13 protein-coding genes are annotated in these 11,987 nt (G+C 54.7%); 3 read left to right on the top strand and 10 right to left on the bottom strand.

Annotated elements, in window-relative coordinates:
• The 3 genes from CLV74_RS10270 to CLV74_RS10260 all read right to left on the bottom strand — a co-directional run bounded on the left by CLV74_RS10270 (position 1) and on the right by CLV74_RS10260 (position 3,716).
• A complete protein-coding gene (locus CLV74_RS10270; protein WP_106264291.1) occupies positions 1–1,233 on the bottom strand; it encodes a right-handed parallel beta-helix repeat-containing protein in 1,233 nt (410 codons plus the stop codon).
• Entirely contained in the window at positions 1,230–2,666 is a 1,437-nt protein-coding gene (locus CLV74_RS10265) for an O-antigen ligase family protein (protein WP_106264289.1), read from the bottom strand. The genes CLV74_RS10270 and CLV74_RS10265 overlap by 4 nt, the downstream gene beginning before the upstream one ends.
• A 105-nt stretch (positions 2,667–2,771) precedes the next feature.
• Positions 2,772–3,716, bottom strand: coding sequence for a glycosyltransferase family 2 protein (locus tag CLV74_RS10260; RefSeq protein ID WP_106264287.1), 945 nt, complete (start codon positions 3,714–3,716; stop codon positions 2,772–2,774).
• Between the two features lie 125 nt (positions 3,717–3,841).
• Here CLV74_RS10260 and CLV74_RS10255 point away from each other — a divergent pair, with 125 nt between their 5' ends.
• Positions 3,842–4,321 carry a glycosyltransferase family protein gene (locus tag CLV74_RS10255; protein ID WP_245888510.1) on the top strand — a complete coding sequence of 160 codons (480 nt, stop codon included), beginning with the start codon at positions 3,842–3,844 and terminating at the stop codon, positions 4,319–4,321.
• Positions 4,318–4,782, top strand: coding sequence for a glycosyltransferase (locus CLV74_RS10250; RefSeq protein WP_106264285.1), 465 nt, complete (start codon positions 4,318–4,320; stop codon positions 4,780–4,782). The genes CLV74_RS10255 and CLV74_RS10250 overlap by 4 nt, the downstream gene beginning before the upstream one ends.
• Before the next feature lie 7 nt (positions 4,783–4,789).
• Here the strand turns inward: CLV74_RS10250 and CLV74_RS10245 are convergent, their stop codons facing one another.
• Positions 4,790–5,260: a hypothetical protein gene (locus CLV74_RS10245; protein WP_146134929.1), complete on the bottom strand. Its 471-nt coding sequence runs from the start codon at positions 5,258–5,260 to the stop codon at positions 4,790–4,792.
• Between the two features lie 147 nt (positions 5,261–5,407).
• On the opposite strand from CLV74_RS10245, the gene CLV74_RS10240 reads away from it, so the two are divergent.
• Positions 5,408–7,066: a lipopolysaccharide biosynthesis protein gene (locus CLV74_RS10240; protein ID WP_146134928.1), complete on the top strand. Its 1,659-nt coding sequence runs from the start codon at positions 5,408–5,410 to the stop codon at positions 7,064–7,066.
• Here the strand turns inward: CLV74_RS10240 and CLV74_RS10235 are convergent.
• The 6 genes from CLV74_RS10235 to rfbC form a co-directional block, all read right to left on the bottom strand.
• A complete protein-coding gene (locus tag CLV74_RS10235) occupies positions 7,063–7,317 on the bottom strand; it encodes a hypothetical protein (RefSeq protein WP_106264278.1) in 255 nt (84 codons plus the stop codon). The two genes, CLV74_RS10240 and CLV74_RS10235, sit on opposite strands and share 4 nt — an antisense overlap.
• Positions 7,318–7,424: 107 nt before the next feature.
• Complete coding sequence (locus tag CLV74_RS10230) at positions 7,425–8,096, bottom strand: sugar transferase (protein WP_106264276.1); 672 nt, start codon at positions 8,094–8,096, stop codon at positions 7,425–7,427.
• A 134-nt stretch (positions 8,097–8,230) separates the two neighbouring features.
• Complete coding sequence (gene rfbA / locus CLV74_RS10225) at positions 8,231–9,106, bottom strand: glucose-1-phosphate thymidylyltransferase RfbA (RefSeq protein ID WP_106264274.1); 876 nt, start codon at positions 9,104–9,106, stop codon at positions 8,231–8,233.
• A complete protein-coding gene (gene rfbD / locus CLV74_RS10220; protein ID WP_106264272.1) occupies positions 9,103–9,954 on the bottom strand; it encodes a dTDP-4-dehydrorhamnose reductase in 852 nt (283 codons plus the stop codon). The genes rfbA and rfbD overlap by 4 nt, the downstream gene beginning before the upstream one ends.
• On the bottom strand, positions 9,951–11,000 hold the full coding sequence (gene rfbB, locus CLV74_RS10215; RefSeq protein ID WP_106264270.1) for a dTDP-glucose 4,6-dehydratase: 1,050 nt from the start codon (positions 10,998–11,000) through the stop codon (positions 9,951–9,953). The genes rfbD and rfbB overlap by 4 nt, the downstream gene beginning before the upstream one ends.
• Positions 10,997–11,563, bottom strand: coding sequence for a dTDP-4-dehydrorhamnose 3,5-epimerase (gene rfbC / locus CLV74_RS10210; protein WP_106264268.1), 567 nt, complete (start codon positions 11,561–11,563; stop codon positions 10,997–10,999). The genes rfbB and rfbC overlap by 4 nt, the downstream gene beginning before the upstream one ends.
• Positions 11,564–11,987: the final 424 nt, after the last annotated feature.

The following is an 11,987-nucleotide window of genomic DNA, read 5'->3' as shown; positions in this document are numbered from 1 at the left end:
TTACTGGTTTGAGTTGACCCACGCATTCGGGCGGTAGTTTTTCATCTGATACAAGCGGCTGTCCGCCCGCACCCTGAAATCTTGCAACAAAGGTGCGACGAACTCTCGGCCCGGCTGTTGCAACAAAAGGTTAAGACGGCTTGCAGCGGGAATGCCTTCGTACTTCGGCGCGACATTCCCGATGACCAGATTGTTCCGGTTTCCAGGCCCGGTTTTCTTGCTGTCGATCTTGATCCAAGGGCGATCCGCCTGCTCACCGCGAAGATTAACTACGGTATTCCCGACAATCTGGGAACTGTCCCCACCATAGAGCGAAATGCCATGGTAATGGGTGACCGCAACAAGGTTATCTTTGATCAAGAAATTTTTGAAAATTCCGTCAAAAAGCCCGATGCCCTGTAGAGAACACCGCAGCGGATGCGGCTCTGGCCCGCGCCATTCATAGATGCGATTGCGAACAATTTTAACGCCACGAACAATTTTTCGTCCGTCTGCCCCTTCGTGCCGCGCCCACGACTGAATTCCATCGTCATGGTTGCCATCTACTTTAAAACAGTTCTCTATCTGATTGTTTTCAAACAACCCGTTATCGCCAAGGGTACGCATCCCGTCGCCACTGAAACCGCTGATGGTGTTCCCTGTGACCAGACCATCTGGGCCCTCAATGGTAATCCCGAATGCAACCCCTGTGAAACGGCTGTTCACGACCGAATTTTTTGCCCCTCGCAACAGCGCGCCGTTGTGACGCCAGCGGGTGACCCAATCTTCGGCACTCCACGAAAAATAGCTCTCGTTCGCGTTAGGCTTTCCGCGTACCTCTAGGTTTTCAAACCGAATATTTGTCGCGCCAGAAAATGTTTCCAGCAAGTTATCCGGCGCAAGGTTTGCTTTCTCGGGCCATACGTTAATCCCGTAGAAAGTAAGCCCGTCACCCTGTCGAACGAAAATCTGCGGCGTGTGTGCCGTGTGCGCGCGGGCAGGCCCGATCACAAGTGGCGGAGAAAAGTTGAAGTCTGACAGCACGGTGATCGCGTCATAGCTACCGGGGGCTAAGATCAGCCGATCGCCGCCGGCAAGAATGCCAGACTGGATCGCCGATTTCACCGAGTCAAAAGGCCGCGCAGATGACCCAACCCCGTCAGCTGGCGCTTGAGGTGCCACGTAATACTGCGCCGCAAAGGCAGGCAGGGCGCAATAGAAAAACACCAAGGCCAAGAATGCACGAATGATCATGGTCGACGCCTTTCATCTTCTACTCTTGGTCGGCTGTAGATTGGTCCGTCACGCTCGGGCGGGGTTTCAGTACGTCCCGCAGGGGCGATTTCATCAGATTGAAAGCGCGAATACTGAATGTTGTAGCGCCCTTTGTGTGCGGGATCGGCCGAAGCCGGGTCCTGATCCGCAAGGTCCGCCTCCAGATCAGAGGTATAAATCCAAGCGCCCGCGCCCACATAAAACATGACAAAGACCGACACCGAGCCCCAGATATGCACGGTCCAAATCGCGAAGCTTAGCGCAACAAGGCAAATGATATGGCCAACCCGAATGTCATTTAGCCAGTCTTGCGAAATCTTCACCCGCGCCGCCATCCATGCATGAAGGACGAAGCCACCGACGATCGAAAGGACACAGGGCATCCCGTATTTGATTGCAATCAACAGCCAGAAATTATCGATCGACGCGCTCATCCAATGAGGACGGGGCAGGGGATTAAACCCGATCCCGATGATCGGGTGGTTCCCGATAGAGGCAAGACCAGCATCCAACTGCGCAAGACGGGTCCACGCGCTGATTGGGTTGAACGATACAATACCGATAAAAATCCGGATCGGTGTCCGGTCGGAAAGAAGATCGACGGTCACATAGGCAGCCGCCGCCAATGCGATCAACAGGAACCAGCGCCCCTTGGTCACCCAGCGCCAGAACAACAGGCAGAATTGCAATAGCACCGCCAGCATCGGCCCCGAGGAAAGGGACATGAACGTCAGCCACATGACCAGAACCACACCTAGAATGCGCGTGAAGCCGCGATCTCGGGTGCAGGTGTATAGGTTCACAAAGATCATCGAGCAGAACAGGCCCCAAAGGATGGGGTGGTCAAAAACGCCCTGCACACGCTCAAGTCCGATACGGCCACGCGCACTGGGATCGCGGGTCGGGACCTCAAAGAAGCGATCGAAAACTTCGACGATCAACATCCGGGTCGTGAGGTGCTCATACAGCGCGAAGGGCGCGAGGATCAGAAGCATAATAAAGAGCTTACGGAACAGCCACTGATAGGCTTCGGCGTTCCGGATCAGTGTACGACCGACGAAATAACCGCCCACAAGCTCTACCGCAGTGATCCCTGCAAAGGGAATCCGCGACACCCCATGGACCACCACAAGCGAGACGAAAATCAGCAGACCGAAAGCGATGAAAAGCAGGTCAACCGGCGTCACACCCCCTAGTTTTTGACGTAAACACAGAACAATGGTCGGAATAATAGCGACCATCAGGTACATCCGCAGCGGCGTCAGTCGCTGGCCGCCAACCTCAAACGCAATGGGCAGTGCAAGACACAGTAGAAACAGGACAAGCAAGCTGCGCTTGTGCCAAGTCTCAAAGGCCTCAGCCCCAAAAAACGGGGCCGAAGCAGAAGAAGGGGTCGCCGTTAAATCTGCCACGCTGGCGTCTGCCTTTCGGATTTTGGTCCTGTTGCCCTGACCAAAACTGCTTAAAGTTGTTTTTTCAAGTTTGCATTTTCGGCAAACATGAGCTTTCTAACCGGCTTAATACCCAGACAGCCATTCGCGCCGGGCTTGCCAGATGCTTTCCCATTTTTCGCGGGTGGCACGGCCCTTGTCGCCGCCGCGAAGGGACAGCACGCGCGCACCGGTGATGCGAAGCGCACCCCATAGCCACATCAAAGCGACCCCTGCGGGCACCTGCCATTTCGGCCAGTGGTCACGGATCAAAGTTGTCCGCCCCTTGGCAACCATCGCGATCTTGCGGGCCGCCTTGTTGGATGAGGCTCCGACCAAATGCATGATCTGTGCATCCGGCGTGACCATGGGCTGATACCCCAGCTTGGCGGCGCGCAGACACAAATCCGCCTCTTCGCCGTACATAAAGAACTTCAGATCAAAACCGCCCAATTCCTGCCAAAGCTCACGCCGGATCATCAAAAAGCATCCAACCACGATATCGACCTGCCGCACGCTGTCCCGCTTCCAACTTCCCATATTTTCCGGGTTAAAAAACGAGCTGTTCCGGAAGATGGTCGTCATCCCCGTCGCCATACAAAATGCCGACCACGGGGTGATCCGGTTCAGACAGGAAAGAGCATTCAACGAGCCATCCGGAAACACAGTGCGCCCGCCGGTAATGCCGGCCTCTGGATGGGCTTTGGCAAACGCAAGCAGGTTATCGACAGCATTTTCGTGAACCTCCGTGTCGGGGTTCAACAACAGCAACCACTCTGACGCCGCCTGTTGCGCGATCAGATTATTCGCGGCAGCAAAGCCCAAATTTTCATCAGAGGCGATCAGAGTCACCTGCGGAAATGCTTGTGCAATCGCTTCGGCAGACCCATCGGGCGATGCATTATCAATCACCACAACGTCAAAATCCGTGCGGTGGGTGTTGCGGTACAGCGTTTCAAGACAAGCCAAGGTCAGCTGTTTGGTATTATAGCTCACAATAATGACGGTGAGTTCGGGTTGGGCGCGCGTCATAAAAACCAACTTGCAATAACTAACACAATCATAGGTAGTTTATCTTGTCTTCCCCAGCATAGTCGATAGGAATTAAGCAAAAATTAATTTGAATGCAGTCTGGTGCCTGCGTGAGGCGCCAGACTATGCTGCTGTTGCAAAGTGAAGGGTTTGTTATGGGTAAACGAGTTCTGGCAGTCGCCTCGGCCGGGGGACATTGGCAGCAGATGATGCTGCTCAGGGACAGCTTTTCAGGACATCAGACACTGTTTCTGACCACACTCGACGGGTTACCGGAACAGTTCGATGCGCATCCAGCGCGAATCTTGCGTGACTGCAACCGCAATGACCTGATCGGGATCGTGATCTGCACTCTGCAACTTAGTTGGCAATTGCTGCGCTTTCGCCCTGATGCCGTGATCAGTACAGGCGCGCTGCCAGGCGTGATCGCGTTGGCACTGGGACGCATGCTAGGTGCCAAGACGATCTGGATCGACAGCGTTGCCAATGCTGAAGAAATGTCCATGTCCGGCAAACTTGCCAAACGCTTTGCCCACCATTGGTTATCCCAATGGCAACATGTGGCACAGGCAGAAGGTGCTGAATATGCGGGGGCGGTGCTATGATCTTCGCAACCGTGGGCACACAGTTACCATTTCCCCGCCTCATGGACGCACTGAACGCCTTAGCGGCCAGCACCTCGGAGGACGTGATCGCCCAAACTGGCGAAGCCACGGCAAACCGCTCGGCTATGCAAGAGATGAGATCACTGCAACCGGCGGAATTCTCTGATCTTTTCAATCGAGCAAGGGTGGTGGTGTCCCACGCGGGGATCGGCTCGATCCTGTCCGCTCGGAAATTTGGCAAGCCCTTGATCATCGTGCCGCGACGCCATGCGCTGGACGAGCATCGTAACGACCATCAGATGGCCACCGCCCGTCAGGTAGAGGGAAGCCAGGGAATCTATGTGGCTTGGGAAACTGACGCGCTTGCGGATCTGTTGGCGTCTGATCTTTCACCAGCTACAGAGGCGATGAGCCCCGCGCGTGAACATCTGATCGCTCACATCGCGAAGCTACTGTCTTGATCCGTTCTTAGTGAAGCGCTTTGCGCAAACCTAGCCCCGACGCCCCGTGGGCTTGGCTCTTTTGTCCTGTCAGCAGCTCATCCATGAAACGATGGGCTGCTTTAAGATCGCGCTGATACTGCTCCAAAGCACTCTGAATCTTCGTAACCGAAGTATTCTTTGCGTCAGACGCCGTATCCGAACAGGTCTTTTGCTGCGCACCAAGCCGATACACGCCAGTCCGTGTGAAGGCGCAGTTCTGGTTCAGATCAATGTGCAGGACCCGCCCTGTCAAACCAAGTTCGGGCGGATAGCCGGGTCCTTTCCGCAGAACGCCATATAGACGCACATCCGACCCGTCGCCTTGTGCGATGGACCAAGCATCCAGCACGGGCGCTTTTGCAATCTCTTCCGCAGACATCATTTCTGTCGCGGATAGAATTTCCAGTTCTTGCTCGAGGCGATGTGCGAGCGCGAGGGTATTGCGGTTCTGGCTCATGTCTCACCTAAGGGTCACGTTTCAGGGCGATGACTTAGATATATAGCGCACTGACTAACAATTCACTTACGCAAACGGTTAAGAACGGAGACCGTGCTGAGGGTTTTGGTATGTATGGGGTAAGAGCATGGTTCTCTAAGGTGTGTATTGCTTACGGACGCGTCATTTTGGGGTAAACTTTTTCAACCTTTAGGGGAAAATTCTATTCCTTTCCCCACCAGCCCTTTGTACGGTGTTCACGAAAGATGCCCGTTTTTACTGACTGATTTTGATGTTTTTTCCCCGTACGCGTTTTTCTTACGCCCCGATTTTTCCAAGGTATTCAGTGCATTTCCTTCCGAGATGGCTCTCATGAGCCAGCCACAAGCCCTCAAGTCCACCGCCATCCGCGGTGTCGGCTGGCTGACCGGCGCAAAAATCCTGCGCAGCGTGTCGGCACTTGTAACCCTATCTATCATGTCGCGCTTTTTGCCGCCCGAGGCCTTCGGCTTGGCAGGCCTGATCATTTTCATGACCGGTCTTGCGCAAACATTCGGTGACTTCGGAACACGATTGGCGATTATACGCAAAGACACAGTTAACGAATTCGAAAGTTCGAGCGCCTTCTGGTTCAACCTTGGTCTGGGAATCGCGCTGACATCGCTTTGCTATGTGTTCGCACCGCAGATCAGCATTGCGTTCGGCGCCCCCGGCCTGACCGAGCCGCTTCGATGGGCGACCCCGATTTTTGCGTTGGTGGGTTTGCAAAGCACCTCTGCCTGCCTGCTGGAGCGGGCGCTGAAATTCCGTGCACTCGCAATGTCGGAGATTCTCGGCACAGTGGCTGGCGCGGTCGTCGCGGTGGGACTGGTGTTATTGGGCTATGGCGTGGGTGCGCTTGTCGCACAGATGGCGGCAATTTCCGCGGTCAGCACGGGCGTTCTGATCCTTGAGGCGCGCTGGCGGCCCAAGTTTTACTTCAGTCTCGATGCGCTTGCGCCCCTGTTGCACATCGGGGTTTGGGCCTCCCTCGGAGCTATGGTCACCTATCTTGGTGCCAATCTGGAACGCCCCATCCTTGCAGGCCTCTTGTCTGTGACGGCGCTCGGGTATTTTACCATGGGCCAGCAAATTGTCGGTACGCCCGTCCGGACCATCGTTCAGGTCGTCCAAAAGATGATGATGCCGGTGTTTTCGAAAATGAAAGACGACAACGATCGCGCCTCCCGCGCCTATGTTGATACCGCGCACGCCTTGTTTTTCGTCATGTCCCCGATTTGTTTCGGCCTGCTTGCGATTGCCGAGCCGATGGTGCGCGTGGTCCTTGGTCCGAACTGGGACCCGATCGTTCCGGTCATCGGCGGCCTGTCCCTGTGGGCCTTGGTTTCAGTGCTAAGTGACCTGAACGTCAGCGTTATCGTGGCAAAAGGTCATGTGCGTTTCCAGTTCTGGTGGAGCATCTTTTCTATGGCTCTGACGACATTGGCCATCATCTTTGCTGCCCGTTTCGGGCTGGTGGCTGTCGTCCTGACCCGTTTGGGTATGTCAATGATCTTAGTGCCGATTTTCACGATCTATACCGGCCGCACCATTGACTTGAACTTGTGGAAAGTCATTTCCGCCGTCTGCCGACCTGCACTTTGCGGCGCCGTGATGGCAGCCGGAGTAATAGGCGTGCTACAAATTCCAGACTCGTCAGAAGTGCTACGTTTGATCCTCGGAATCGGAAGCGGCTTGATCATCTATCCCTTGGCAGCCCTGATCATTGACCGGCGCCGTAGCATGTCGTTGCTGAGTGCCTTGAAGAACGCGCGCCGCCGGAGTTAGTCCTCGATCCGGGCGCGCACCAACTTTCCCCGTCGGAAAAGGACCATATCTATAATGCGCCTGTAGCAGTCCTCGCACATCAAAATCGGCAATGCCACGGTCGCGATGTTTGCAGTCGCAATATAGACGACAACCCCGACCCAAAAGCCATCCTGCGTCAACGCATAGAAAAGCGTAACAAACGCGGCAAGGATGTTGGCTGCGATGAGATAGGCAATAAACATTTCGGTCCAGAGGCTAGGAAAATGCAAACATCGTGCCCTCCCTATGAATACCGAATAAGAGATCTATGCAATGGCGCAATCGTGAGTATTTAAGCCGATTGGTATTAGATTGCCGACGTTCGGGGGTAGATCGGTCAACATCCGCCTGCTTGTAAAACCACCCGAATTGTTTTCACCAGGATGCGAAAATCTGTGCGAAAGCCGATTTCATTGAAATATTTGTCGTCGAAGCGCGCCCGTTCACCAAATTCGCTGTGATGTCTGTCAGAAATTTGCCAGTATCCCGTCAACCCGGGCCGAAGCTTGTAATACGCCTGACCCAAATAGATTTCAGCTTGTTCCGGCATGAAGGGCCGCGGTCCAACAAGACTCATATCGCCCCGCAAAACGTTAAAAAGCTGCGGCAACTCATCCAATGAGCTTTTTCTGAGAAAACGCCCGACCACAGTGATCCGCGGGTCACTTTTCAATTTCTGGTGACGCGCCCATTCCTCCGCTATTTGCGGGTGCTTTGCCAGATAGGTGGCAAGCCTGTCTTCGGCATCAACGACCATCGTGCGGAATTTTAAACACCGGAATATCTTTCCGCTTCGGCCCACACGCTGCTGACAGAAAAGGCTTGGGCCGCCATCCAGTCGTGTCACAAGCCACAGGATCACAAAGAGCGGTGACAGAATGACAACGGCAGCCCCTGCCAGTACCACATCAAGCAGTCGCTTCAAATTCTGCGCGTAAAAACACCTTCGATTTCGAGAGGTCTTGAATTCTGCGCATGCATGGTTCTCATGCCAAGTTTGTTCACTCATAAATTACCCGGAGGTTAACAAGAACGTTAATCGATCCGGGTAATAATTTCGCCTGCCTTACTTAACAAATCCTTACAAATTTCTGAAATTTACACCCAGGGGTGAATTAAATTCTCAGAACACCTCTAAGGTATTTACTTTTTCATAAGGCTCTTCAGGTACTTACCGTATTCGGTTTTACCGAAGGTTTTCGCATGCTCCGTCATCAGATCATCACCGATCCAGCCCTTGGAATAGCTGATCTCTTCGGGGCAGCCGGACTGCATGCCCTGACGGACCGACAGGGTCCGGACAAAATTGCCAGCGTCCAGCAGGCTGCCGTGGGTGCCGGTGTCCAGCCATGCGTAGCCGCGGCCCATCCGCTCGACCGAGAGGGTGCCGTCATGCAGATAGCTTTCCAGCAGGGTCACAATCTCCAACTCGCCACGGGGCGAGGGTTTGACTTCGCGGGCGCGGGCAGGCGCCTCGCCATCAAGGAAGTAAAGACCGGTGACCGCATAGTTCGACGGAGGCACTTCAGGCTTTTCGATGATCTCCAGCACCTGACCGTCCTCGTCGAATTTGACCACGCCGTAGCGCTCGGGGTCAGAGACGTGATAGCCAAAGACCGTGCCGCCCACCTCTTTCGCATCCGCCGACGCCAGCATTTCCGGCAGGCCGTGACCGAAGAAGATATTGTCACCCAGAACCATCGCCGAAGGCGCCCCGGCCAGAAAATCCTCGGCCAGCAGGTAGGCTTGTGCCAGACCATCGGGCGAGGGTTGGGTGATGTATTCCAGACTGATACCCCACTGGCTGCCATCGCCCAGAAGGCGTTTGAACTGGGACTGGTCCGCAGGGGTGGTAATGATGCAGATCTCTCGGATTCCGGCCAGCATCAGAACGGACAGCGGATAGTAAATCATCGGTTTATCATAAACCGGCATCAGCTGTTTCGAGACCGCAAGGGTCAGGGGATAAAGGCGGGTACCAGAGCCGCCCGCAAGGATAATGCCTTTGCGCTGGGTCATTCGATGACCTCCAATTCTTTCAAAACGTTAGTAAGGGCCGCCTTCCAATCGGGACGGACCAGTGTAAAATTCTTAAGACTTTCGCAGTTCATGCGCGAGTTCAGCGGCCGTTTCGCTGGTGTCGGGAAATCGGTCGTGGGGATGTCATTCACTGTGACACTGCGACCGGCCTGACGGAAAATCTCGCGGGCAAAGTCAGCCCAAGAGGCATCAGGCTGTCCGGCAAAATGATAAGTTCCGGTGCGGGTCGGGTCAGCAATCAGTGCTTCGGCCATGGCGTTCGCCGCATAAGCAATCGCACGGGCAGGGGTGGGGCCACCGATCTGATCACCGACCACATTCAGGCTGTCACGGGTTTCGGACAGGCGCAGCATGGTTTTGACGAAGTTGTTACCATGAGAGGAAAAGACCCAAGAGGTCCGCATGATCGCATGGACACAACCGCTGTCGCGGATGCCGTCTTCGCCCACAAGTTTGCTGCGGCCATAGGCGTTCACGGGGGCCGTCGCCTCGTTCGGCAGACGGGCTGCATCGCCCGTGCCATCAAAGACATAATCGGTCGAGATATGGACGAGCGGGATCTTCAGCCCTTCGCAGGTGCGCGCCATCTGTGTGGGCGCTGCGCCATTGATCAGGGTCGCAAGTTCCTCTTCGCTTTCCGCTTTGTCGACGGCCGTATAGGCCGCCGCATTTATCACCGCGCGGGGCTTGTGATAGAGGATCGCATCAACACAATTGCCCGGATCGCTCAGATCACAGGCTGCGCGATCCAGAAAAGTGGCATCCGGAGCATATCGCCCCAATTCTGTCGCCACCTGACCGGAAGAGCCAAAGATCAGAACGCTCATGCCTTGGTCCCCAGACGTTCGCCCACGCCTTTACGGTCCAGCAACGCCTGCCACCAAGGCTGATTGTCCAAATACCAATCTACCGTCCGTTCCAGACCTTCCTCGACCGTTACGCTGGGGCGCCAGCCAAGTTCGGTGCGAATACGTGTAGGATCAATGGCATAGCGGGCATCATGGCCCGGGCGGTCCGCCACAAAGGTGATCTGATCCGCGTAAGAGCCACTTTCCTTGGGCCGCTTCTCATCCAGAATGGCACAAAGGGTTTTGACCAGTTCAAGGTTAGTCCGCTCATTCTCGCCGCCGATGTTATAGCTGCGACCAAATTCGCCCTTTTCCAGCACCAAGAGCAGCGCATCTGCGTGATCTTCAACGAACAACCAGTCGCGGATGTTTGCGCCATTGCCGTAGATCGGCAGAGGCTTGCCCGCCAGCGCGTTCAGAATGATGACCGGAACCAGCTTTTCAGGGAAGTGGAAGGGACCATAATTATTCGAACAATTGGTCAGCACCACCGGCAGTCCGTAGGTCTCGTGCCAGGCGCGAACCAGGTGATCACTGCTGGCCTTCGACGACGAATAAGGGCTGCGCGGATCGTAAGGCGTGTCCTCGGTGAACTTGACCTCGGGATCATTGGGCAACGAGCCAAAGACCTCATCGGTCGAGATATGGTGGAACCGGAACCCCTCGGGCTTGCCCGCCTGCACCCAATAACTGCGCGCAGCCTCCAGCATGTTAAAGGTGCCAGTGACGTTGGTTTCGATAAAATCCGCAGGACCGTCGATGGACCGGTCCACGTGGCTTTCCGCAGCCAAATGCATCACCGCGTCAGGCTTATGCTTGGTAAAAACCGCGTCCAATGCGGCGCGATCGCGAATATCTACATGCTCGAAGGCGTATTTGTCACTGCCAGAGACCGAAGCCACATTCTCAAGGCACGCTGCATAGGTCAGGGCATCAAGGTTAACGACCTCATGACCACGGGCAATCGCAAGACGCACAACAGCCGAGCCGATAAAGCCCGCGCCACCAGTAATAAGCAGTTTCATTTCAAATCCGTGTAGTCAAAGGGGCTATCAAAATCGGCAAGGGCAGGGGCCGCCGCATCTTTTTCCGAAAGGACCGGCGTGATCCCTTCCAGCGGCCACTCGATCCCGCAGCTATCCCAACGCACAGCGCCATCCGATTGCGGCGCATAATAGTCGGAACATTTGTAGATGATCTCGCTATCAGGCTCGAGAGTCATGAACCCGTGCAGGAAACCTTCAGGGATCAACAGCTGTGTGCCATTCTCAAAGCTCAGCTCGACGCCGTACCACTGGCCATAGGTCGGGCTGCCTTTGCGAATATCCACCGCCACATCATAAATCCGGCCGCGACCGCAGCGCACCAGCTTAGCCTGCGCATCGGGCGGCGCCTGAAAATGCAGACCACGCACCGTGCCAACGGTTGCAGAAAGCGAATGATTGTCCTGCACGAAATCAATATCGATTCCGGCATCAAGCAAGGCTTTACGGTTCCAGGTCTCAGAGAAGAAACCACGGTGATCACCAAACCGACGCGGCTGTATCAGCGTCAGGCCCGGCATGGAAAGAGGGGTTATTTCAGGCATAGGGTCTTTCGAGGGGTAACAGTCCAAAGCAATTTACAAGAGCTTTGCGGAAAAGAACATACGAAGCGAACGCTTAGAAGAACACGGATCTTTGTGGTGCATCCGTTCGATTTAAAAAATACGACAAATTCTGCTTAGTGACATCATTGTATCCGGAAAAGTGATAATTCGCACGAACTTTTCACGCTATACGAGCAATGCAACAAGGCATGAAAACCGGAAGAGCCGCGTAGACCACCTGACACTTCCATGTCATCAGAAAAATATCCTCATACAGAGCAGTTCTTGTTTAACATAACCTGCATTATAAGTATTGCCCGTGTAGCGCCGGCACATTCTAATCTGCGTTGCGACACACTCTCTATCTTGCTGAAAAGCAAGGAGACCGGACATGGCCCACACAGAACTGGATTTACATGAAAGA

Origin of the sequence: Donghicola tyrosinivorans (genome assembly GCF_003003355.1) — a bacterium.
Classification (GTDB): domain Bacteria; phylum Pseudomonadota; class Alphaproteobacteria; order Rhodobacterales; family Rhodobacteraceae; genus Donghicola; species Donghicola tyrosinivorans.
The sequence above is the reverse complement of the archived record's forward strand: the minus strand, read 5'-3'. Positions and strand labels throughout refer to the sequence as shown.